Source organism: Pseudomonas aegrilactucae, assembly GCF_019168305.1.
GTDB classification, from domain to species: Bacteria; Pseudomonadota; Gammaproteobacteria; order Pseudomonadales; family Pseudomonadaceae; genus Aquipseudomonas; species Aquipseudomonas aegrilactucae.
Window position 1 is genome coordinate 38,095 of sequence record NZ_JAHTBI010000053.1, and the last position, 21,101, is coordinate 59,195.

Annotated in this window: 21 protein-coding genes and 2 tRNA genes; 4 read left to right on the forward strand and 19 right to left on the reverse strand. The window is 60.5% G+C overall.

Annotated features, from left to right (window positions below; translation table 11 throughout):
* Positions 1 to 10 precede the first annotated feature (10 nt).
* The 6 genes from KUO17_RS15675 to dapA form a co-directional block, all read right to left on the reverse strand.
* Positions 11 to 1,375, reverse strand: a complete 1,365-nt coding sequence (locus KUO17_RS15675; RefSeq protein WP_217976456.1) for a YcaO-like family protein — start codon at positions 1,373 to 1,375, stop codon at positions 11 to 13.
* Between the two features lie 347 nt (positions 1,376 to 1,722).
* A tRNA-Ser gene (locus KUO17_RS15680) sits at positions 1,723 to 1,812 on the reverse strand.
* A gap of 93 nt (positions 1,813 to 1,905) precedes the next feature.
* Entirely contained in the window at positions 1,906 to 2,616 is a 711-nt protein-coding gene (gene purC, locus KUO17_RS15685) for a phosphoribosylaminoimidazolesuccinocarboxamide synthase (protein WP_217976457.1), read from the reverse strand.
* 29 nt (positions 2,617 to 2,645) lie between these two features.
* Positions 2,646 to 3,404: an MBL fold metallo-hydrolase gene (locus tag KUO17_RS15690; protein ID WP_217976458.1), complete on the reverse strand. Its 759-nt coding sequence runs from the start codon at positions 3,402 to 3,404 to the stop codon at positions 2,646 to 2,648.
* Entirely contained in the window at positions 3,405 to 4,517 is a 1,113-nt protein-coding gene (gene bamC, locus KUO17_RS15695; RefSeq protein WP_217976459.1) for an outer membrane protein assembly factor BamC, read from the reverse strand.
* 17 nt (positions 4,518 to 4,534) lie between these two features.
* Positions 4,535 to 5,413, reverse strand: a complete 879-nt coding sequence (dapA, locus tag KUO17_RS15700; protein WP_217976460.1) for a 4-hydroxy-tetrahydrodipicolinate synthase — start codon at positions 5,411 to 5,413, stop codon at positions 4,535 to 4,537.
* A gap of 260 nt (positions 5,414 to 5,673) precedes the next feature.
* On the opposite strand from dapA, the gene KUO17_RS15705 reads away from it, so the two are divergent.
* Together KUO17_RS15705 and KUO17_RS15710 are read left to right on the forward strand one after the other, a co-directional pair.
* The gene (locus KUO17_RS15705; RefSeq protein WP_217976461.1) at positions 5,674 to 6,234 is read left to right on the forward strand and encodes a glycine cleavage system transcriptional repressor; all 561 of its coding nucleotides are present in this window, start codon (positions 5,674 to 5,676) and stop codon (positions 6,232 to 6,234) included.
* 11 nt (positions 6,235 to 6,245) lie between these two features.
* Complete coding sequence (locus tag KUO17_RS15710) at positions 6,246 to 6,719, forward strand: peroxiredoxin (protein WP_217976462.1); 474 nt, start codon at positions 6,246 to 6,248, stop codon at positions 6,717 to 6,719.
* Between the two features lie 95 nt (positions 6,720 to 6,814).
* Here KUO17_RS15710 and KUO17_RS15715 read toward each other — a convergent pair whose 3' ends face one another.
* Entirely contained in the window at positions 6,815 to 7,885 is a 1,071-nt protein-coding gene (locus tag KUO17_RS15715; RefSeq protein WP_217976463.1) for an AI-2E family transporter, read from the reverse strand.
* A gap of 23 nt (positions 7,886 to 7,908) precedes the next feature.
* Positions 7,909 to 8,148 carry a sulfurtransferase TusA family protein gene (locus KUO17_RS15720; protein WP_217976464.1) on the reverse strand — a complete coding sequence of 80 codons (240 nt, stop codon included), beginning with the start codon at positions 8,146 to 8,148 and terminating at the stop codon, positions 7,909 to 7,911.
* Positions 8,149 to 8,276: 128 nt separating this feature from the next.
* Here KUO17_RS15720 and KUO17_RS15725 point away from each other — a divergent pair, with 128 nt between their 5' ends.
* Positions 8,277 to 9,710, forward strand: coding sequence for a M48 family metalloprotease (locus KUO17_RS15725; protein ID WP_217976465.1), 1,434 nt, complete (start codon positions 8,277 to 8,279; stop codon positions 9,708 to 9,710).
* 102 nt (positions 9,711 to 9,812) lie between these two features.
* Here KUO17_RS15725 and nadA read toward each other — a convergent pair whose 3' ends face one another.
* From nadA to KUO17_RS15740, 3 genes are all read right to left on the reverse strand, one after another.
* Positions 9,813 to 10,871 carry a quinolinate synthase NadA gene (nadA, locus tag KUO17_RS15730; protein ID WP_217976466.1) on the reverse strand — a complete coding sequence of 353 codons (1,059 nt, stop codon included), beginning with the start codon at positions 10,869 to 10,871 and terminating at the stop codon, positions 9,813 to 9,815.
* 210 nt (positions 10,872 to 11,081) lie between these two features.
* Complete coding sequence (locus tag KUO17_RS15735) at positions 11,082 to 12,572, reverse strand: YdgA family protein (protein WP_217976467.1); 1,491 nt, start codon at positions 12,570 to 12,572, stop codon at positions 11,082 to 11,084.
* 40 nt (positions 12,573 to 12,612) lie between these two features.
* The gene (locus tag KUO17_RS15740; protein ID WP_217976468.1) at positions 12,613 to 13,482 is read right to left on the reverse strand and encodes an isocitrate lyase/PEP mutase family protein; all 870 of its coding nucleotides are present in this window, start codon (positions 13,480 to 13,482) and stop codon (positions 12,613 to 12,615) included.
* 507 nt (positions 13,483 to 13,989) lie between these two features.
* Here KUO17_RS15740 and KUO17_RS15745 point away from each other — a divergent pair.
* On the forward strand, positions 13,990 to 15,129 hold the full coding sequence (locus KUO17_RS15745) for a pectate lyase family protein (protein ID WP_217976469.1): 1,140 nt from the start codon (positions 13,990 to 13,992) through the stop codon (positions 15,127 to 15,129).
* A 128-nt stretch (positions 15,130 to 15,257) separates the two neighbouring features.
* On the opposite strand, the gene KUO17_RS15750 is transcribed toward KUO17_RS15745, so the two are convergent.
* From KUO17_RS15750 to tolR, 8 genes are all read right to left on the reverse strand, one after another.
* Positions 15,258 to 15,333: transfer RNA gene (locus KUO17_RS15750), tRNA-Lys, on the reverse strand.
* A gap of 61 nt (positions 15,334 to 15,394) precedes the next feature.
* Positions 15,395 to 16,069: a 7-cyano-7-deazaguanine synthase QueC gene (queC, locus tag KUO17_RS15755; protein ID WP_217976470.1), complete on the reverse strand. Its 675-nt coding sequence runs from the start codon at positions 16,067 to 16,069 to the stop codon at positions 15,395 to 15,397.
* A 15-nt stretch (positions 16,070 to 16,084) separates the two neighbouring features.
* Positions 16,085 to 16,732, reverse strand: a complete 648-nt coding sequence (gene queE / locus KUO17_RS15760) for a 7-carboxy-7-deazaguanine synthase QueE (RefSeq protein ID WP_217976471.1) — start codon at positions 16,730 to 16,732, stop codon at positions 16,085 to 16,087.
* Between the two features lie 158 nt (positions 16,733 to 16,890).
* On the reverse strand, positions 16,891 to 17,703 hold the full coding sequence (gene ybgF / locus KUO17_RS15765; RefSeq protein ID WP_217976472.1) for a tol-pal system protein YbgF: 813 nt from the start codon (positions 17,701 to 17,703) through the stop codon (positions 16,891 to 16,893).
* 6 nt (positions 17,704 to 17,709) lie between these two features.
* On the reverse strand, positions 17,710 to 18,207 hold the full coding sequence (pal, locus tag KUO17_RS15770; RefSeq protein WP_042121796.1) for a peptidoglycan-associated lipoprotein Pal: 498 nt from the start codon (positions 18,205 to 18,207) through the stop codon (positions 17,710 to 17,712).
* Between the two features lie 52 nt (positions 18,208 to 18,259).
* A complete protein-coding gene (gene tolB, locus KUO17_RS15775; RefSeq protein WP_187697402.1) occupies positions 18,260 to 19,510 on the reverse strand; it encodes a Tol-Pal system beta propeller repeat protein TolB in 1,251 nt (416 codons plus the stop codon).
* 47 nt (positions 19,511 to 19,557) lie between these two features.
* On the reverse strand, positions 19,558 to 20,646 hold the full coding sequence (gene tolA, locus KUO17_RS15780) for a cell envelope integrity protein TolA (protein WP_217976529.1): 1,089 nt from the start codon (positions 20,644 to 20,646) through the stop codon (positions 19,558 to 19,560).
* The gene (gene tolR, locus KUO17_RS15785) at positions 20,643 to 21,095 is read right to left on the reverse strand and encodes a protein TolR (RefSeq protein ID WP_163942616.1); all 453 of its coding nucleotides are present in this window, start codon (positions 21,093 to 21,095) and stop codon (positions 20,643 to 20,645) included. The genes tolA and tolR overlap by 4 nt, the downstream gene beginning before the upstream one ends.
* Positions 21,096 to 21,101: the final 6 nt, after the last annotated feature.

Sequence of the window (21,101 nt, forward strand, 5' to 3'; positions counted from 1 at the left end):
AGACGGCTTTCTATTCGTACTTATAGCAAGGGACTACTTTCCCGCCGAGCGAGACAATAGAGAACCTTTCCATTTTTGGCATGACCGCACAGGCCAGACTGACCTGGCTGGCGCTGGAATGCAGCTCTTTTACCCACAGCGGATAGCCGGCCTTGAAACACGCGCTCTTCAAATGTGACAAGTGTTGATCCAGTGGCATTTTTTCCGGGTCATGAGGCAGCGGGCAAAGCACTACCTTGGCGCGTTGCTGGGCGTCCAACGCCATGCGCAAACAACGCAGCAGCCGTGGATGGCGCGCCAGGTTATTCTTTGATTTTGTCCATTCTTGTGTGACCTCATCAACGCCTTCGGCTACTTTGTATTGCTGCACCAGTTCCTTGATGGCACGGGCGGCGGCATGACTGGGATACAGTGAACAGCCTCCGCCAATGACATGGACATCAGCGATGGTCTTGTCCGGGCAGTAGGCAATGAAGACTGGATAAGGTATCTGGCTCGTGGCATCGAACACCTCGATAGAGGCACCGATGGCAATCTCTGCGTCACGCAAGGTGTGCAGGAGTTGCGCTGGCATTGATTCGGGAATCATCTTCCTGATCGGGGCTTTCGCGTCATAAAAGAAATGTTGTGCAATGAAGCGCCCAATGCCATGGCGCTCCATGACCTCGCTGGCGGCATGTATCGCCGCTTCCGTAAATCCGACACCCGCTGCCACACCCGTGCCACAGGAATACCGGCGCGCATCGCCGTAGTCAGTATCATCGCCAGCAATGGATTCATTGGCATATCGATGATTGATCAGGAAGGAGGGATAGAGCAATTCAGCCCCGCCGGATGCTTCATGCGCCTCAAAGGTCAATACCGCTATCTGTGAGGCGCCTGAGTGGCGCAGCATCTGTATCGGAAGTACTTGCTGCAACGCCGGTTGAGCGACAACCGAATCAAAACAACGCAGCGCGCTATAGCTGCGTAGCCGAAGCGGCCCCATGGCGTGTTCATAAGCCTCATACTTCGCGCCGACACGCGCCTCTGCTTCATACCCTTTGCCGCAACCGACATTTTCCATGCCATTGCTGTCATAGGGAAAGTGAAGTGTGGCAACCGTACTGGACAGCGGGCTACCGTAACGGTCCAGGGTGACCTGTATGCCCTCGCTCGAAAAATGCTGATCAATTGCACGTTCTGCATCATGCAATGACAACGTACGTTCTGGAGCAATTATGCTCATAGACAGGAATCCCCATATCAACCAAAAAATGAGGCGAACCACCCGCCTCATTTTATTTTCATCACTCAGCCAGTACAGACGCTTCTTCTGGGGTGAAGTCTTCCTCTGGCTTGACGCTTTCCTGTTCGTCGTCAGCGGGTTGGTCAACATTGAACTCGTTGATATACATGCAGCAGTACTTACCCATGAAAATATCCTTCTTCACATTGGATTTAAGTGTGCACTTGTTTAACAGGTGCAACGAGAGATTAGTGTGTGCGGCATTGACTGCACATAGGAAAAATCTCGTTCCCATGAATGACTTCAGTTTTTAGAGGGTGCTATTTATTACGCGCATGCCTGAAAGATCCACCCGTCGGGGTGGGCATGCGGCTGGCAACGTGATTGGGTAAACAGGGAGGGGGGGGTAAAGCTGACTTACACGTACAAAGGATGCGTATGATCGAAAAACAAAAAGCCCCTGGAATCGATGATTTCAGGGGCTTTCATTTGTATGGCGGAGAGATAGGGATTTGAACCCTAGGTACTGTCGCCAGTACAACGGATTTCGAATCCGTCCCGTTCGGCCACTCCGGCATCTCTCCAGTGGCGCGCATGATACCAGCACTTTTACGAAACGCAAAGCTTCTTGCGAAAAAAATTCGCGTGGTATCAGGCGCTTGCGTCAGCGCGCCATGTTACAGCGGCACGCCAAGACGCGTGGCAACTTCTTCGTAGGCTTCGATCACGTCGCCCAGACCCTGGCGGAAGCGGTCCTTGTCCATCTTCTTGCGGGTTTCCTTGTCCCACAGGCGGCAACCATCCGGGCTGAACTCGTCACCCAGCACGATCTCGCCATGAAACACACCGAACTCAAGCTTGAAGTCGACCAGCAGCAGGCCAGCGTCGTCGAACAGCTTGGTCAGCACTTCGTTGACCTTCAACGACAGCGCCTTCATTTTCACCAACTGCTCGGCGGTGCCCCAACCGAAAGCCACGACGTGGGATTCGTTGATGAACGGGTCACCCTTCTCGTCGTTCTTGAGGAACAACTCGAACGTCGAAGGCTCCAGCTTGATGCCCTCCTCCACGCCCAGGCGCTTGACCAGGCTGCCGGCGGCGTAGTTGCGCACCACGCACTCGACCGGGATCATGTCGAGCTTCTTGACCAGGCACTCGTTGTCACCCAGCAGCTTGTCGAACTGGGTCGGAATACCGGCTTGTTCAAGCTTCTGCATGATGAAGGCGTTGAACTTGTTGTTCACCGTGCCCTTGCGGTCGAGCTGTTCGATACGCTTGCCGTCGAACGCCGAGGTGTCGTTGCGAAACAGCAGGATCAAGCGGTCAGCGTCGTCGGTCTTGTACACCGATTTGGCTTTGCCGCGGTAGAGTTCTTCACGTTTTTCCATGATGGGCTCCGCTTGCTAATTGAGATGGGCTAGGCGATTTCACGCCAGTCGAGCCCGTAATCCTGATTCGCCACTTGCAGCCAGTCCGGGTCACACCCGAGGGCATCGACAAAACATTGCCGGGCCAGCTGTGGCAGGTTGTTCTTGCTGCTGAGGTGGGCCAGCACCAGGTGCTGCAGGTTCTGCCAACCCAACTCCGACACCAGGCGCGCAGCCTGGTGGTTGTTCAAATGTCCGTAGTCGCCCCCCACGCGCTGCTTGAGGAACATCGGGTAATGCCCGCGCCCCAGCATGTCGCGACAATGGTTGGCTTCGATCAGCAAGGCATCCAGGTCCTGGTAGCTGTCGAGCAGGGCCGCGTCGTACGAGCCCAGGTCGGTCAGCACGCCAAAGCGCCGCCGACCATCGCTGAACACATACTGCAACGGCTCCAGCGCGTCATGGGTGACACCCACCGCAGTAATGCTCAGCTCACCCAGCTGCACGGTGTCGCCTGCCGTCAGAAAGCCTGCGGCCTCGACCGGTTTGCGCATCCCGCGCAAGGTACCGCGGCTGAGGTACACCGGCACATTGTAGCGCCGCGCCAGCAACCCCACCCCATGCACGTGGTCGGCATGTTCGTGGGTCACCAGTACCGCGCTCAACTGCGCTGCCGATACACCGAGCAACGCCAGACGCCGCTCGGTCTCGCGCAGGGAAAAACCGCAATCGACCAGTACGCAGGTGTTGCCACTGGCGATCAGCGTGCCATTTCCCTGGCTGCCACTTCCGAGTACGGCGAAGCGCACTTAACCCAGGTTGTCCTGGATGACACTCAACACGCGGCGGGCCACATCGGCCGGGGCCACGGTGTTGATGTTCTTCTCGACCGTCACCTGCACGCTGTCACCGACCTTGCTCAGGCGAACCTGATAACGCTCGGCACGGGCTTCACGCTCTTCCTTGCTCGGCGCGCTGCCGAACAGGCGGCTGAAGAAACCAGGCTCCTGGTCCTTGGCATCGGCTTTTTCGGCCAGGTTGATGTAGTACAGACCCAGGCTGCGGTTGATGTCTTCGACACGCCATTCGCCCTGTTCGAGCGCACGGCCAACGCTGGACCAGGCGCGATCCAGGTCCGCACCCAGGTTCAGCACCGGGTTGCCGCTGCCGTCTTCGCTCAGGCTGACACGGCTCGGGGCGTCGAAATCACGCGCGGCCAGCAACGACACCGAACCGCCCTTCTCGGCGCTGCGGGTCATGCTGGCGAGCATTTCGTCGACCAGCGCGGCGTCAACACCGGTGTCGCCACGCGCCGGGAAGGCGGTGTCGGCCGTGCTGCCGGCAGCGCGTTCCACGGTCACCACGTAGACTTCACTGGTGTTGCGCTGTACGCCCGGCTCGATGCGCACACGTGCGCGCACTTCGCTGTCGCTGCTGCCCGCCACGCCGCCCAGGCGCTGGGCCATGGACGCAGACAGTTCGTCGAAACGCTGCCAGGTGGTATTGAATTCACCGGTTTGCGGACGCTCTTCAGCGATACGGAAACCGTTGTCCTCGAAGAACTGACGCGCCACCGGCCACACTTCGGCCGGGGCACGCTGGGCCAGGACCCAACGCGAGGCGCCACTCTTCTGCAGGCTGAAATCGCTGATATCGGCACCGGCCGACAGCGGCTGCGGACGCGGCACTTCGAACTCGCCCTTGACGTTGTCGTCGGCGACATTGCGCGGGATCGGCAACAGCGGGTCGAGACGCTTCACGTTGCTGACGTCCGGTGGCAGCTGCATCGGCGGCTTCTGAGTGGCCTCCAGATAATCGCTGCCGCGGTCACGGAAGTAACCCTCTTCACCCCACAGCCAGCCACAACCGCTGGTACTGGAGATGATCAAGGCAAGGGCGGAAAGACCAGCCAATCGCTTCATGCGGTGTACGTCCTCAATTAAAACTTCAGGCCGCACTGGCGCATCGCCTGGCGTACCGTATCGTGACAGGAGTCGCTCAGCCAGGTCAGGGGCAGGCGGATGCCTTGGTGCATCAGGCCCATTTCGACCAAAGCCCACTTCACCGGAATCGGGTTGGCTTCGATGAACAGGTGCTTGTGCAGCGGCATCAGTTGTTCGTTGATGGCGCGGGCCTCGTCGGCCTTGCCTTCAAGGGCGGCATTGCACAGGTCGGCCATTTCGCGCGGGGCGACATTGGCGGTCACCGAGATGTTGCCCTTGCCGCCCAGCAGGATCAGTTCGACGGCGGTCGGATCATCGCCCGACAGCACGATGAAGTCCTTGCTCACGCCGTCCAGGATCGCCTTGGCACGGGCCAGGTCGCCGGTGGCTTCCTTGATGCCGATGATGTTCGGCACGCTGGACAGGCGGATCACGGTCTCGGCCTGCATGTCGCAGGAGGTGCGCCCAGGAACGTTGTAGAGGATCTGCGGGATGTCGACGGCTTCGGCAATGTGCTTGAAATGCTGGTACAGGCCTTCCTGGGTCGGCTTGTTGTAGTACGGCACCACCAGCAGGCAGGCATCGGCGCCGGCGTTCTTGGCGTTGCGGGTCAGCTCGACGGCTTCGCGGGTCGAGTTGGCACCGGTACCGGCGATCACCGGAATGCGGCCATTGACCTGCTTGACCACGAACTCGATGACCTTGATGTGCTCTTCGACATCCAGGGTCGCCGACTCGCCGGTGGTACCGACCGCGACGATGGCGTGGGTGCCGTTTTCCAGGTGGAAGTCCACGAGTTTGCTGAGGCTGTCCCAGTCAAGACGCCCTTGTGCATCCATGGGTGTGACCAATGCCACCATACTGCCCGCAATCATGAAACTGCTCCTGCCGGAAAAAGAGAGCGGTAATGGTACTGGCGCCACCGGGCTTGCACAAGCGAAGCAGGCGGCAGGAGCATTCCCCTCGGCGGCCATTTTCGCTACCCTTCTCTCTTTGATCGGTACACAGCGGCCCGCCGGGCTGCCGACAACGCGCCCCGACAGTGCCCGAACCCTCGATACTGAGCCACGGAACCACGCCGACCAGCCTATTTGCCGCGTAACGTACCGACCGCTCATCGCTTTAGGAATGCTGCATGTCCACCCCCACCGTACGCGAACAATTCCTTGTCATCAGTGCCCTGGGTGCCAACCCGATGGAACTGACCAACATTCTGTGCCGGGCCAGCAACGACAATCGCTGCTCGGTCGTCACCTCGCGCCTGACCCGCCATGGCGAGTGCAGCGCACTGGTGCTGCAGGTGACGGGCAGCTGGGACGCGCTGGCGCGTTTCGAGGCCGCCCTGCCAAGCCTGGCCAAGAAGCACACCTTCACCGTCAACGTGGTGCGCAGCGCCGAGCTCGAGGTACGCCCGCTGTCGCTGCCGTACGTCGCCTATGTGAGCGCGGCCTACCGCCCGGACATCATCAACGAGCTGTGCCAGTTCTTCATCGACCACAACGTGGAGCTGGAGAACCTGACCTGCGACACCTACCAGGCGCCACAGACCGGCGGCACCATGCTCAACGCCACCTTCACCGTGACCCTGCCGGCCGGCACCCAGATCAGCTGGCTGCGTGACCAGTTCCTGGACTTCTCCGACGCCCTGAACCTGGATGCGCTGATCGAACCGTGGCGCCCACAGAACCCCATGTAAGGAAACCCGCAATGGCCGTAGCACTCGACCAACCGGTCGCCGACTTCGACGCCCAAGCCACCAGCGGCAAGGCTGTCAGCCTGAGCGCCATGAAGGGTCGCCAGCTGGTGATCTACTTCTACCCCAAGGACAGCACGCCCGGCTGCACCACCGAGGGTCAGGGGTTCCGCGACCAGTACGCGGCGTTCCAGGCAGCCAATACCGAGGTATTCGGGGTGTCGCGTGACGGCCTCAAGTCCCATGAGAACTTCAAGGCCAAGCAGGCCTTCCCCTTCGAGCTGATCAGCGACAAGGACGAGGCGCTGTGCCAGCTGTTCGACGTGATCAAGCTCAAGAAGCTGTACGGCAAGGAATACCTGGGCGTGGACCGCAGCACCTTCCTGATCGACAGCGAAGGTGTGCTGCGCAAGGCATGGCGCGGCGTGAAGGTGCCAGGGCATGTGGATGCCGTACTGGCTGAAGCGCAGGCATTGCACAACGCCTGAAAAAGCTTCGCTGGCAAGCCAGCTCCCACAGGTACACCGCTGCCCATGAGAACAGCGGTGTACCTGTGGGAGCTGGCTTGCCGGCGAAGGGGCACTCAGAGCAGTGGTGCAACCACCGGTTCGCGCCGTGGCCAGGCGTCCAGCACGGCCTTGAACAGCGTCGCCAGCGGGATCGCGAAGAAGATCCCCCAGAAGCCCCACAACCCGCCAAACAGCAGCACCGCGCAGATGATCGCCACCGGGTGCAGGCTCACCGCCTCGGAAAACAGCAGCGGTACCAGCACGTTGCCATCCAGCGCCTGGATGATCGCGTACACCGCCATCAGGTAGATGAACTGGTCGCCCCAGCCCCACTGGAACAGCGCGATCAAGGTCACCGGCACCGTCACCACCACCGCCCCTACGTACGGTGCCACCACCGACAAGCCCACCAGCAAGGCGAGCAACGCCGCATAATTCAGGCCCAGCGCGATGAAGGCGATGTAGGTGGCGACCCCGCAGATCAGGATCTCGATGCCCTTGCCGCGAATGTAGTTGGCGATCTGGCGGTTCATCTCTTCCGCCACGCGGGTCATCAACGCACGCTCACGTGGCAGGTAGCCACTGACCCAGCGCGCGATCTGCTCGCGATCCTTGAGGAAGAAGAACACCAGGATCGGCACCAGCACCAGATAGATCATGATGTTGGCCAGCAGCGGCAGGCTCGAGAGCGAGAAGGTCAACGCCCACTGGCCGAACTTGCCGATCTCGCCGCGCATCGCTTCGATGGCCTGCAGCACCTGCTCATCCGAGACCAGGTGCGGGTAACGCTCCGGCAGCAGCAACAGCAGTGACTGCCATTTGCCCAGCATGCCCGGCAGCTCGTTGAACAGGGTGATCAGCTGGTGCCAGAGCAACGGCACCAGCACCAGCAGAAAGACCGCCAGCGCCCCCAGGAACAGTGTGAACACCAGCGCCACTGCTGCCTTGCTGGGCACCCCCAGGCGCTCCAGTGCATTGACCAGGCCCTGCATCAAAAACGCCAGGACCATGCCCGCCAGCACCGGCGCCAGCATCCCGCCCAGGGTCAGTATGGCGGTGAAGCCCAGGAACAGCAGCACCGCCAGCACCACCGCTTCCTCGTCAGAGAAGTAGCGGTGCAGCCAGCCACGAAGCACTTTGAACATCGGTGATCCTTAGGAAAGAGGGCTCAGGCTTTCTTCAGCCAATAGGTGTAGACCCCGGCTTCGGCCTGTTCTTGCAGCAGCGTATGACCGGCCAAGCGGGCAAAAGTGCGAAAATCGCGCTGCGAGCCAGCATCGGTGGCAACCACCTTGAGCACCGCGCCACTGGCCAGGCGGTTGAGTTCGAGCTTGGCCTTGAGCAGCGGCAGCGGGCAGTTCAGGCCACTGGCATCCAGTTCGGCATCGCAGGGTAGAGCATGGGACATCGGGTTTCTCCAGGCAGGCACGCGCCCACGGCAGGTAGTGGCGCGCACAGGCTTCGTAGAATACCGCCACTGGTCGTCAACGTGCGAGCCAGCTACAGTAAGGTTCTTTGTCGACCAGAGCTTCGTGCATGAATTTTCTGCGCCCTACCCTGCTGACGCTGGCCTGCCTGCTGGCTCTACCGAGCCATGCCGACGACCTGCCGTCACTTGGCGACGCCAGCTCTGCCATTGTGTCACCGCAGCAGGAGCACCAACTTGGCCGCGCCTGGTTGAGCCTGCTGCGCGGCAATGTCAGCCAGTTGTCCGACCCCCAGCTCAAGGACTATGTCGAAACCAGCGTCTACCGTCTTGCCGAAACCAGCCAGCTGCAGGACCGGCGCCTGGAATTCATCCTGATCGACAGCAAGGAACTCAACGCCTTTGCCGCCCCCGGCGGTATCGTCGGGGTCAACGGCGGCCTGTTCCTCAATGCCCAGACCGAAGGCGAGTACGCCTCGGTACTGGCCCACGAACTGGCGCACTTGTCGCAACGCCACTTTGCCCGTGGCGTCGAGGCCCAGCAACGCATGCAGTTGCCGATGATGGGCGCGTTGCTGGTGGGCATCATTGCCGCCGCTGCAGGCGCTGGCGATGCCGGCATCGCCGCGATCGCCGGCACCCAGGCGGCGGCCATCCAGGAGCAGCGGCGCTTTTCGCGCCAGAACGAACAGGAAGCGGACCGTATCGGTATCGTCAACCTGGAAAAGGCGGGCTACGATCCGCGCACCATGCCGACCATGTTCGAACGACTGATGCGCCAGTACCAGTACAGCGCCAAGCCGCCGGAATTCCTGTTGACCCACCCGGTTACCGAGTCGCGGGTCGCCGACACCCGCAACCGCGCCGAACAGGCGCCCAAGGGCGGCGTCGAGGACAGCCTGCGCTACCAGCTGATTCGCGCCCGCCTGCAACTGATCTACGAAGGCACGCCTGGGCTTGCAGCCAAGCGCTTCCGTGCCCTGCTCGACGACAACCCCAAGCTCGATGCGGCGCGCTATGGCCTGACCCTGGCGCAGATCAAGGGCGGCCAGTTGAACGAGGCTCGCGAAAGCCTCAAGCCGTTGCTGGCCAAGGCGCCCAACGACATCACCTACAACCTGGCGCAGATCGACCTGGACATCACCAACAACCGCCTGGCCGATGCCCAGCAGCGGGTCGACAAGATGAGCGCGCTGTACCCCAGAAACTATCCGCTGCAACAGGTGCGCGCCGACCTGCTGCTCAAGCAGAACCGCCCGGCCGAGGCGCAGAAGGCGCTTGAGACGCTGCTCAAGAGTCGCCCGGATGATCCGGACGTGTGGTACGAGGTGGCCGAGACACGTGGCCTGGCGGGCAACACCATCGGGCTGCACCAGGCACGCGCGGAGTACTTCACGCTGGTGGGGGATTTCGACCAGGCCATCCAGCAGCTTGATTTCGCCAAGACCCGTGCCGGGACCAACTTCCCGCTGGCGTCGAAGATCGATGCACGTCAGCGCGAGATTCTGGAACAGCAGCGGATGGTCAAGGAGATGATGCGCTAGCACGCCAGCAGGTGGCTGGCGCAGTTTTTCGCGGGTCAAGCCCGCTCCCACCGGGTGCACCGAAGCGCTTGCGGGAGCGGGCTTGAGCCGCGAGGAAGGCCGTCAGGCGTTGCCGGAAAGCTTGAGGCGCGCCGCCTGGGTGAAGTCCAGCATGCGCTTGAGCGGCTTGAGCGCCTGCGGGATCAGCGCCGGCTCGACGAAGATCTCATTGCTGCCCTCGCGCAGGCACTGCAAGGTGCGCTCAAGGGTGTTCATGGCCATCCACGGGCAATGCGCGCAACTGCGGCACGCCGCGCCGTTACCGGCAGTAGGCGCCTCGACGAACACCTTGTCCGGGCACAGCTGCTGCATCTTGTAGAAGATGCCGCGATCGGTGGCCACGATGAAGGTCTTGTTCGGCATGCGCTGCGCCGCCGCAATCAGCTGGCTGGTGGAACCCACGGCATCGGCCAGGTCGATCACCGCCTCCGGCGACTCGGGGTGCACCAGAATCGCCGCGTCCGGGTACAGCGCCTTCATGTCCAGCAACTGACGCGACTTGAACTCCTCGTGCACGATGCACGCGCCATCCCACAACAGCATGTCGGCACCCGTGTTCTTCTGGATGTAGCGACCCAGATGCTGGTCGGGGCCCCAGATGATGGTCTCACCGTTGTCCATCAGGCTTTCGACGATCTCCAGCGCACAGCTGGAGGTCACCACCCAGTCGGCACGTGCCTTGACCGCCGCCGAGGTGTTGGCATACACCACCACGGTGCGCTCGGGGTGCTTGTCGCAGAAGGCCGAGAACTCTTCAACCGGACAGCCCAGGTCGAGCGAGCAGGTCGCCTCGAGGGTCGGCATCAGCACGCGCTTTTCCGGGTTGAGGATTTTCGCCGTCTCGCCCATGAAACGCACGCCCGCCACTACCACGGTCCTGGCCGGGTGCTGGTTGCCGAAACGTGCCATTTCCAGCGAGTCGGACACGCAGCCACCCGTCTCCTCGGCCAGGGCCTGGATCACCGGATCGCAATAGAAGTGGGCCACCAGTACCGCGTCCTGAGCCTTGAGCTCGGCAGCGATGGCGGCGCGGTAGTCGGCCTCTTGCTCGGGTGTCAGCGGCTTGGGCTGCTTGGCATCGAGGTGGGCCTGGACCAGAAGGCGTTCGGAAATTTGCGTCATGTTCGCAAGACCTGCAGGCGCTAGTGCGCGTAAGTCGAGTGTATCACCGAGCCCTGGCAAATCGGATAGCAGTTCAGCCTGTGCGGCAGAACCAAAGACCCTCTGCGGCTTCGGGTTTTTATGGGTTGCCGAAGGCTACAGATAATCGAATGAATTCTAAAGGTTTTTTTGCCATCGAGGGCTGGCAGGCCAGGCCTGCCAGCCCAATGGTCAGTTGCTGGCCTGTTGCAGGCCACCCAGACGGGAAGTGATCAGGCTGGCAAATTCTTCAACGGTCATTTTCTGCCCGTTGAAAGCCACCTGACCATCGGCGTAATGCAGGTTGGCGATGATGTCATTGCCCTTGAGCGTCGCCAGCTTGGAGTACAACGCCATCTGCCCGACCATTTCGCCGGCCATGGCGGCCTGCTTGACCTCGGCCTCGCCCTGACCCTGAACGCTGGCCTGCAGGGCTGCCAGGTCACCGATCATTGGCTTGGACAACAGCAGGCTGCTTTGCAGTTTCTGAACCACCTCACGCGCTATCTGATCAGGCGGCAGATCCGTCGAGGACGGGCTGGCCAGATCGAGCGTCAGGTTGAAACGGCTCTCACCATTGGCGGTCTTGAGCGACAAGTCCTCCAGCGCCACCTGCGGCTTGCCGGCCAGCAGCTTGAGCACCTCGGCCCGGATCAGCACCGCCTCCTCTTCAGTCACCTTGACCTGAGGCGTCTCTCCGATGATCGCCGCCATTTGCAGCGAAGGCAGGTGCTTCTCGTAGACGGCCATGAGTGCCTGCAGCGCGGGCACGTCCAGGCGGTTGAACGCCATAACGACCTGTCCACTGCCAACGACCTTGTTGTCGTAGGTAATCTGGTCGACTTTGTAGGACGACTTGGCGTCCAGCTTGTCACCGGTCAGCTTGTAGGTGTTGCGCTGCTCCATGCCATCGATCGTCAGCGCCGTCTGAGCGGGGCCGAAGGTGAACGCCATTGCACCCAGCGTCACGTCAGCCTGGCCCTCGTAGAAGTCATACGGGGTCAGGGTGAGGTCGGCCAACAGGTTCGCGCCCTTGAACTCAAGCTTCACCGGCGGCTCCTGGGGCTTGATCATGGTGACCAGGATGTCGCCCATCTTGCCGTCGAGCTTGAGCCGCTTGCCTTCGAAATCTCCACTCATGTCGAGGGTGAAACCGGCAAACTTGAACGACCCCTTGCTCTCGGCCACCTCGATTGGCAGGACCTTGATCGTACCGGCATACGACTGATCGTAGGCCATGCTGAACTGGCCCTGTAACGGCGAGGCATCACCGGTGAGTGCGAACCAGGCAGCCGTCGACGCGTCTTTCTCGATCGTGGTGTTCGACGCCGCCATGACCGGCATCAGCTTGAATGCCTTGACGCGCGACCACGGAAACGGCCCATGCTCGATATGATCGACCAGGGTCACATTGATGCCGCCCGCGTCGCTGCCGAGCGAAGACGCATTGACCGTGAACTTGTAGCGCGCAACGCTGCTGAACAGGTGCTGCTCCAGCGACACCAGCTCAAGACGCCCAGCGGCGCCCGTACTCTTGAGCGACTTCTCCATTTGCAGGTTGGATTGTGCGACGCCTTGCTCCAGCACGCCAGGCAACTGCTTGCCCGTATACCATGCTCCGGCCGTGCACACGGCCGCCACGGCGACGGCAAGCCCGCACACCACTCCCAGTTTCTTCTTCATGAATTGATCCGTTTGCTATCCATATTGAGGTGAAGCGATGTTACTCGTTGACGTCCATGAACTCGCGCGCCCAGACGATATAGTCGCCGGGTACCGTGTAGGTGTGGGTGAGTTCGGTGGCACTCAGATCCGACGCGCTACTGGTGATGCGTCGCTGCTCACGCAGGCAGTCGTAGGTGGCCTTGATCGCGGCAAAATACGCTCCATGGCCGTCAACTGCAATACGTACGCCCAATTCGGCCAGGCGCGCGTCGTCATGCAGTTGCGGGTTGCCATAGGTCACCAGCATCAGCGGCACGCTGACATGCCGTGCAATCTGCTCGAGGTGATCGAAGTCGCGTATACCGACCATGCACACGCCGTCGGCGCCCGCCTGCTGGTAGGCCACCACGCGCGCGATCACCTCTTCGACCGGAATCAGCGCCGCATTGGTCCGCGCAATGATCGACAGTTCCTGATCGACACGGGCCTCCAGGGCCGCGCGGATCTTGCCAACGCCTTCGGCGATGCTGATCAGGTCGGTGGACTTACGCCCGAACTGTGCGGGCAGCAGGGTATCTTCGATGGTCAGGGCGGCCACACCGGCGCGCTCGAGTTCGGTGACAGTGCGCATCACGTTCAGCGCATTGCCGTAGCCATGGTCGGCGTCGGCGATCACCGGCAATTGCGCCACACGACCGATACGGGTGGCCTGCTCGGCAAATTCACTCAAGGTGATCAGGGCAAAGTCCGGAGCCGCCAGCACCTGTAATGACGCCACCGAACCACCCAGGATACCGACTTCGAACCCAAGGTCGGCGGCAATACGCGCAGACATCGGGTCGAACACGGAAGCCGTGTGATAACAGACCGGGGAGGCAAGGAGTTTACGAAAGGCACGGCGCAAATCTTGGTGGGAGGCTCTAGGCATGATCATTCCAGTTTCTTCATCTTCATTCTGGGGGAGAACATACCATTCCTGCCTTACATTCCGACAGTCGCTACACCCGAACCGAAACAAAAATAAGCGAACAGAAAACGAAAATGGTGATGATCGGCGATACATTGCACCTGTCGATGAGAACGTGCGCAAATAACCCCCTACGCTTGCACCTGTCAATCGCCTGCCAGCCGTGGCTCGAGCAGTACCTTGCCCTACTCCGCGAACAACCGCCTGTCTGCACAGAAGACCCGAACCAGCACGGGAAACACGCGTGGGTTTCCCTAAGGCAAACCCCTACCTCTTACAGCGTTGTAGGACATCATACATTTTTTTGCTGAAAGGGTTCTTTTCCCCGTGAACTTGGACTAATAATGCGCATGTCTCGCAACTGCAGCGGAGTTTCATTTCGCAGCAACCGGCGAAAGGACTCACCGATACAGAGACACACTGTGTGACTGCGCGAGACAGCTCAATTTAATCTAAGGATCAGATTTTATGGCGAAGCGTTCACCCTCTGCCGCGCGCACTCTGGCTGGCGGCCTCCTCGGTACACTCCTGCTCACCACCCTGTCGGCACACGCCGATATCAGCACCGATATTGCCACCACCGGCTGGGCTACCCAGAACGGCGGCACCAAGGGCGGCTCCAAGGCTGCCTCGGCCGATATCTACACCGTCACCAACGCCGCTCAGCTCAAGGCCGCACTCAAGGCAAAAGCAGGCAGCAATGGCCGCATCATCAAGATCAACGGCGTCATCGATGTCAGTGAAGGCAAGGCTTATACCAAGACTGCCGACATGAAGACCCGCGCGCGCCTGGACATCCCCGGCAAGACCACCCTCGTCGGCATCAGCAAGAACGCTGAAATCCGCGAGGGGTATCTGTACGCCAAGGAAAACGACGTCATCATCCGCAACATCACCATCGAGAACCCGTGGGACCCGGAGCCGGTCTGGGATGCCAATGACGGCAGCGCCGGCAACTGGAACTCCGAATACGACGGCCTGACCATCGAGGGCGCCAAGAACGTGTGGGTCGACCATGTCACCTTCACCGATGGCCGCCGCACCGATGACCAGAACGGCACCGCCAATGGCCGCCCGAAACAGCACCACGACGGCGCCCTGGACGTGAAGAACAGCGCCAGCTTCGTGACCATCTCGTATTCGGTGTTCAAGTCGCACGAGAAGAACAACCTGATCGGCTCCAGCGACAGCAAGACCACCGATAGCGGCAACCTCAAGGTCACCATCCACAACACCCTGTTCGAGAACATCTCGGCACGTGCACCGCGCGTACGCTTCGGCCAGGTGCACCTGTACAACAACTACCACACCGGCAATGTCAGCGATAAGGTCTACCCGTTCTCCCATGCACACGGTGTGGGCAAGGATTCGAAGATCTTCTCGCAGAACAACGTGTTCGATATCACCGGCGTGAGCAGCTGCGACAAGATCGCGGCCAACTACGGCGGCAAGGTCTACCGCGACCAGGGCTCGCTGCTCAATGGCAAGACCTTTACCTGCCAGTGGGACGCCAACATTGGCTGGACCCCGCCTTACGGCGACAAACCACTGAGCGCCGACAAGGTGGCGGCTGATGTGAAAGCCAAGGCAGGTGCCGGCAAGATCTGAGTTGCTGGCCATCACCTGATGGAACGCCCTTGTCACCGAGGGCGCTTCTGACAGTAGCCGTGCTTTTCAGAACGACAGAAACGACAAAGCCCGCTTCCTTTCGGAAGCGGGCTTTGCCTTACAACGTATGGTGGGTCGTGTGGGATTCGAACCTACGACCAATTGGTTAAAAGCCAACTGCTCTACCAACTGAGCTAACGACCCGTTGCGTGGGGCGTATAATACTGATTTCCTTGAGGAAATCAACACCCCCCAGCAAAAAAAATCAAAAATATCGGGTTGGGTCCGGCACACCGGCAGCCTTGAAGCCATCGGCACGCAGCCGGCAGCTGTCGCACTTGCCACACGCACGCCCTTGAGCATCTGCCTGGTAGCACGACACCGTCAGGCTGTAATCGACGCCACGCGCCATGCCGGCCTGCACGATCTGCGCCTTGCTCAGGTTCTGCAGCGGCGCCTGAATACGGAAACCCTCCCCCTCCACACCGGCCTTGGTCGCCAGGTTGGCCATGCGCTCGAAAGCTTCGACGAACTCAGGGCGGCAATCCGGGTAGCCAGAGTAATCCACTGCGTTCACGCCGATAAAGATGTCACGCGCCTGCAACACTTCGGCCCAGCCCAGCGCCAGCGACAGGAACACGGTGTTGCGCGCCGGCACGTAGGTCACCGGAATGCCCTCGGTGGGGGCCTCGGGTACATCGATGCTGCTGTCGGTGAGTGCCGAACCACCGATGCCGTCCAGGCTCAGCCCGATCACCTTGTGCTCCACCGCCCCCAGGTCGCGGGCGACACGCGCCGCTGCATCCAGCTCTGCACGGTGGCGCTGGCCGTAATCGAAGCTCATGGTGTAGCAGCTGTAGCCTTCGGCCTTGGCCATGGCGACCACCGTGGCCGAGTCCAGACCACCGGACAACAGGATTACCGCACGTTTCTCAGTCATAGCATCACTCCCCAATCAGCGTCCCGGCTCGTCGTTCCACAGCTGCTTGTGCAACTGAAGCTGAAAACGAACCGGCAAATTATCGGCCACGATCCAGTCGGCCAGGTCACTGGCCTTGACCTGGTGATGGCTGGGCGAAAACAGCACGTCCCCCGCGCGCTTCTCAAGCCCGTACTGGATCAGCTTGGACACGGCCCAGTCGTAGTCTTCACGCGAACAGATCACGAACTTGACCTGGTCGTTCGGGGTCAGCAGTTCGATGTTCTCGTAGAGATTGCGGTGCATCTCTTCGGAGCCCGGCGTCTTCAGGTCGACAACGCGACTGACGCGCAGGTCGACCCTGGAGATGTCCAACGCACCGCTGGTTTCGAGCGACACCTCGTAACCGGCATCGCAGAGCTGCTTGAGCAAGGGAATGGCGTTGGGTTGCGCCAACGGCTCACCACCGGTAACGCACACGTAACGCGGACGAAAGCCGGCGACCTGCTCGAGGATCGAGTCGAGGCTACGCACAGTGCCGCCACTGAAGGCATAGGCACTGTCGCAGTACTGGCAACGCAGAGGGCAACCGGTGAGGCGCACAAATACCGTGGGCAGCCCAGCGGTACGCGTTTCACCCTGCAATGAGTAAAAAACTTCGGTAATGCGTAATGTGTCTTGCATAGTCGCCACGGGCGTAACAGCTAAACAGGCTGTCCGCCTCCGTCAGGCACCACAGCGAACCCGTCATCGCGTAGTTCGCAGCAGCGTGAATAAATAAAAGGGCATCGATTCTAACGAAAAAACCCGCGACAAGCGCGGGTTTCTTCCAAGCGGACTGATCAGAGCTTCTGCAGGTCGCGCTGTGCCAGTTGGGCAGCGGAGGTGCCCGGGTACTGGGTGACCACTTGCTGCAGAATGCCCTTGACCCGGTCGGTATGACCCAGGCGGCGCTCTACATCAGCCAGCTTGTACAGCGAGTCCGGCACTTTGTTGTGCTTGGGATACAGCTGGCTGACCTTGGCAAATGCCTGGCCTGCACCCTGCAGGTCGCCCTTGGCCAGGTTGACCTCACCCAGCCAGTACTGGGCGTTGCCGGCGTACTGGCTGTTGGGGTACTTGCGCAGGAAGGCGTTGAATGCCTGGCTGGCCCTGTCGAAATCCTTGGCTTTGATCAGGTCGAAAGCAGCATCGTAGTAGAGCTTTTCTTTCGCAGGATCGCCAGGTTCGCTACTGGCTGCAGGGGCGGTGGCCGCACCTGCAGCAGCACCGGCGGCAACATCACCACCGGCGGAAGAATTCTCGGGAGTTGCAGCGGGTGTACCGCCGGCTCCAATACGCCGATCCAGGTCCTGGTAACGCTCCAGGCCTTCCTGTTTCAGGCGGGCTACATCGTTTTGCAGTTCTTCGATCACGCCTTGCTGGCGCGAAATCTGATCCTGCATCTGCTGCAATTGCATGAACAGCTGACCCTGCGCCGAGGCAGGGGCCGAAACCCCTCCCCCGGCGTAGGCGCCGCTCGTACCATAACCCGCTGGCGGATAACTGCTTGCGCCGTTATTGCCAGCGTTGTCATCAACAACAGGAACCTCGGCCCAGGCCACGAGTGGCAGGGCGAGAGCCAGGACGGTTACAGCACGGCGGCACGTTCGCATATCGAATTACTTACGCAGTTCGACGCGACGGTTTTGAGCCCAGGACTGCTCGTCGTTACCGGTAGCAACTGGACGCTCTTCGCCGTAGGAAACCAGTTCCAGTTGGGCTGGGGAAACGCCTTGCAGTACCAGGTAGCGCTGAACGGCTTTAGCACGACGCTCGCCCAGTGCCATGTTGTATTCGCGAGTACCACGCTCGTCGGTGTTGCCTTCCAGGACGACGCGAGCGCCATTGCCTTTCAGGTCTTTGGCGTGAACGTCCAGAGCGCGCATGGCTTCTGGCTTCAGGTCCGAGCTGTCGTATTCGAAGTAGAAGGTGGTGATTGCGCGCAGAGCAGCTTCTTCGCTCAGGGAGCCGTCAACAGCACCGGTGTTAGCGCCGTAACCAGCGTTTGGATCAACAGCGCCTTCACCAGCGTTGTCGCCGCCCTTGGAGGAGCAACCTACAGCTACAGCCATGGCCAGAGCCAGCGCAGCAAACTTACCAAACTTCAGCATTTCCATCTTGAAACTCCTAATGAACCCCAATGTGTTAAGTACAACGTAAAGCGCCGCGTCAGTTCAGGTAAGGGGACCAGGACGGTTCTCTGACTTCGCCTTGAGCGGTAGGAAGCGGGAGCCTCACGCGTCCGTTGAGAGAGACGAGCATCAAGACTCCCCGGCCCTGCTGGCGGGTGGCGTAGATTAGCATGGTGCCGTTGGGCGCAACAGTGGGTGACTCATCAAGACTTGTTTCTGAGAGGATTTTTACACTTCCTCGCTGCAAATCTTGCGCGGCCACCTTGAAGTTGGTGAAACCTTGCTGGCGATGGATCATCACCAGGGTCTTTTCATCCGCCGACAGTTTAGGGTTGGCGTTGTAGTTACCCACGAAAGTTACACGCTCGGCACCACCACCCGAAACGCTGGTTTTGTAGATCTGTGGCTTGCCGCCACGATCAGAGGTGAAATAGATGGTCGAGCCATCCTTGCCCCAGAACGGCTCGGTATTGATACCCGGGCCCGCGGTGACGCGCGACAGCTGACGCGACGCCATGTTCATCACATAGATGTCCGGGTTGCCGTCCTTGGACAGCACGAACGCCAGGCGCGAGCCATCCGGCGACCAGGCAGGCGCACCGTTGAGGCCTTCGAAGTTGGTGATCTGCTCACGGCGACCGGTATCGATGTGCTGCACGAAGATGCGCGGGCGACGCTGTTCGAACGACACATAGGCAATGCGCTTGCCATCGGGCGCAAAGCGCGGCGACAGGATCGGCTCGCGCGACTGCAGCAGGGTCACGGCGCGAGCGCCGTCATAGTCCGAGCGTTGCAGGGTGTAGCGCGTGCTGTCCTTGGAGAAACGCTCGGCAGTCACGTAGAGCATGCGCGTGGAGAACGCGCCCTTGATGCCGGTGAGCTTTTCGAACGACTGGTCGGCGATGTAGTGCGACATGTCGCGCAACTGATCGGTGCTGCCCGAAACGCTACCCGTCAGCACTTGCTGCTCGGTAGCAACGTTGAACAGCGCATATTGCACCTGCAGGCGACCGCCCGACGGCACGATGCTGCCGACCATCACGTACTGGGCCCCCAGCGCCTTCCAGTCACGAAAGATGATCTCGCTGGCCTGGCTCGGCTGGCTGATCATGTTCTGGCGCGGGATCGGCGAGTAGTAGCCGGAGTTGCGCAGGTCATTGCCGATGATATCGGCCATGTCTTCGGGCAGCACGCTGCCGCCCTGCAGGGCGAACGGCACGACCGCGATCGGCGTGGCACGGTCACTGCCGCTGGTGACCAGGATGTTCTTTTCTTCTGCAACGGCCATCCCTGCTGCGCAGCAGAGAACAACCAGCAGTCCTCTAAGAAGGTTAATCACAAGGCTAGATCCTCAGGTGTGAATGTCATCTTGAATGAACGATAGGGATTGAAATCGCTCGGTTTCAAGCCCTGCATTTCGGTCAGTCGACCAATGTTCTTGACCGCTGCCACGGCAGAGGCGTCGAACGGACCATCACCACTGGAGCGTGCAACGCTCACCGTGGTCACGGTGCCATCGGGCAACATGCCAATCTGCAGTACCACTGTCATGTTCTTGCGCGCTGAAGGAGGACGGGCCCACCCTTCGGCTGCACGGGCACGGATCAGGTCGTCGAAATCGCCGGCCACCTCGTCACCCTGCTCGTCTGCCAGCGCCTGCTGACGCTCGGTGGAGTCGGACAGCAGCTCGGCCAGGGCCTGGGCTTTCTTGTCTTCCGCCGCTTTGCGCGCCGCTTCTGCTGACTTTTTCTTGGCCGCATCGGCTGCAGCTTTCTTCTTGGCGTCTTCAGCGGCCTTTTTCTTGGCCTCTTCAGCTACCGCTTTTTTCTTCGCGTCCTCGGCTGCCTTTTTCTTGGCATCCTCGGCGGCTTTTTTCTTGGCATCTTCTGCCGCCTGCTTCTTGGCCTCTTCGGCTGCCGTTTTCTTGGCTTCCTCTTCGGCCTTCTTCTTGGCGACATCGGCCAGCTGTTTCTCTTCGGCCTTCTTGGCTTCCTCGGCTTTCTTGGCCGAATCGGCCTTTTTGGCCTCGTCCGCCTTCTTCGCCTCGTCAGCCTTCTTGGCTTCAGCGGCCTCGCGGGCCTCATCGGCCTTTTGAGCAGCCTCTTCTTTCTTTTGTTCCGCAGCCTTCACCGCTTCCTGCTTCTGCTGCTCGACCTTTTTCTGCTCCATCTGCTCGACTTCGGTCTGGCGCGCAGCGGTTTTCTTCGCTTCACCCGCAATCTTCTGATTGGTCTGGGTGGTGGCCTGACTTTTGGACTTCAGCTGGTACAGGGTCGCCTGGACAATAGGCTTGGCCGGCGGCAGCTCCGGGGTCATGGCAAAACTGACGAACAGCATGCCGAACACCAGAACGTGCAGCGCGATGGCCCAGACACTGGGCCAGAAATAGCTTTCCGAGGCGGATGGCTCTCGCTGTTGCATCAGGGCGCCTCGGTAATCAGGCCGACGTTACCGACACCGGCCTTCTGCAAACCGCCCATGGCGCCCATCACGGCGCCATAGTCGACGGACTTGTCACCACGGATGAAGACCTGGGTCTGCTTGCCCTGGTCGCGCCCGGCGGCGATGATCTTGGTCACAGCGTCAGTCATCTGCGGCAAGGTCATGGCCTTGTCCATCTGCTTTTCGGTGTCGACTTCGCTGCCAAGGTTCCAGAAGTAGGTCTTGTCGGCCTTGATCGAAATGGTAAGGATCTGGACGTTGTTGTCCTGCGGCAAGGCTTCGCTGGAAACCTTGGGCAGGTCGACCTTCACGCCCTGATTGAGCATCGGTGCGGTCACCATGAAGATGACCAGCAGCACCAACATCACATCGATGTAAGGCACCACGTTCATCTCGGCGACCGGCTTGCGTTTGTGTCGAACTCGAGCCATGGGCTT

Excerpts from the sequence above, each read along its gene's own strand:
- purC (WP_217976457.1), bottom strand. The coding sequence starts at position 2,616 with ATGGAAAAACGTGAAGAACTCTACCGCGGCAAAGCCAAATCGGTGTAC.
- bamC (WP_217976459.1), bottom strand. The coding sequence starts at position 4,517 with ATGAAGCGATTGGCTGGTCTTTCCGCCCTTGCCTTGATCATCTCCAGT.
- dapA (WP_217976460.1), bottom strand. The coding sequence starts at position 5,413 with ATGATTGCGGGCAGTATGGTGGCATTGGTCACACCCATGGATGCACAA.
- KUO17_RS15705 (WP_217976461.1), top strand. The coding sequence starts at position 5,674 with ATGTCCACCCCCACCGTACGCGAACAATTCCTTGTCATCAGTGCCCTG.
- KUO17_RS15710 (WP_217976462.1), top strand. The coding sequence starts at position 6,246 with ATGGCCGTAGCACTCGACCAACCGGTCGCCGACTTCGACGCCCAAGCC.
- KUO17_RS15715 (WP_217976463.1), bottom strand. The coding sequence starts at position 7,885 with ATGTTCAAAGTGCTTCGTGGCTGGCTGCACCGCTACTTCTCTGACGAG.
- KUO17_RS15720 (WP_217976464.1), bottom strand. The coding sequence starts at position 8,148 with ATGTCCCATGCTCTACCCTGCGATGCCGAACTGGATGCCAGTGGCCTG.
- KUO17_RS15725 (WP_217976465.1), top strand. The coding sequence starts at position 8,277 with ATGAATTTTCTGCGCCCTACCCTGCTGACGCTGGCCTGCCTGCTGGCT.
- nadA (WP_217976466.1), bottom strand. The coding sequence starts at position 10,871 with ATGACGCAAATTTCCGAACGCCTTCTGGTCCAGGCCCACCTCGATGCC.
- KUO17_RS15735 (WP_217976467.1), bottom strand. The coding sequence starts at position 12,572 with ATGAAGAAGAAACTGGGAGTGGTGTGCGGGCTTGCCGTCGCCGTGGCG.
- KUO17_RS15740 (WP_217976468.1), bottom strand. The coding sequence starts at position 13,482 with ATGCCTAGAGCCTCCCACCAAGATTTGCGCCGTGCCTTTCGTAAACTC.
- KUO17_RS15745 (WP_217976469.1), top strand. The coding sequence starts at position 13,990 with ATGGCGAAGCGTTCACCCTCTGCCGCGCGCACTCTGGCTGGCGGCCTC.
- queC (WP_217976470.1), bottom strand. The coding sequence starts at position 16,069 with ATGACTGAGAAACGTGCGGTAATCCTGTTGTCCGGTGGTCTGGACTCG.
- queE (WP_217976471.1), bottom strand. The coding sequence starts at position 16,732 with ATGCAAGACACATTACGCATTACCGAAGTTTTTTACTCATTGCAGGGT.
- ybgF (WP_217976472.1), bottom strand. The coding sequence starts at position 17,703 with ATGCGAACGTGCCGCCGTGCTGTAACCGTCCTGGCTCTCGCCCTGCCA.
- pal (WP_042121796.1), bottom strand. The coding sequence starts at position 18,207 with ATGGAAATGCTGAAGTTTGGTAAGTTTGCTGCGCTGGCTCTGGCCATG.
- tolB (WP_187697402.1), bottom strand. The coding sequence starts at position 19,510 with ATGGCCGTTGCAGAAGAAAAGAACATCCTGGTCACCAGCGGCAGTGAC.
- tolR (WP_163942616.1), bottom strand. The coding sequence starts at position 21,095 with ATGGCTCGAGTTCGACACAAACGCAAGCCGGTCGCCGAGATGAACGTG.